Genomic DNA, 284 nt, shown 5'->3' on the forward strand with positions numbered 1-284 from the left:
AATCAAAAACAAAGAGAAAAAGCCCTACAATGCCGTTGTAAAAATTGGGGAAAAGGGATATATTGATTTTATCTCTTTTTCAAAATAAACATAAAAGCCCTTTAAAGAGGGCTTTTATATATTAATCACAAATCACTTATCACAAATCACAAGTGATTAATCACAAATCACTTGTGATTTGTGATTCTTAATGATACAATATTACTATACAAAAAAAGAATGGGGCGTAGTTATGGAGAAGGAAAAACTAAAAATACTTGAAGAATTAAGACGTATTTTAAACA

The 284-nt window shown here is 27.8% G+C and carries 1 pseudogene; it reads left to right on the forward strand.

From position 1 onward, the window contains the following. Nucleotides 1-190 precede the first annotated feature (190 nt). Nucleotides 191-284: pseudogene (locus Q1X33_RS16525) on the forward strand (chromosome partitioning protein ParA); the annotation flags it as partial.

The organism is Enterococcus sp. B2E4 (genome assembly GCF_030499455.1).
In the GTDB taxonomy this organism is placed as follows: Bacteria; Bacillota; Bacilli; order Lactobacillales; family Enterococcaceae; genus Enterococcus_D; species Enterococcus_D casseliflavus.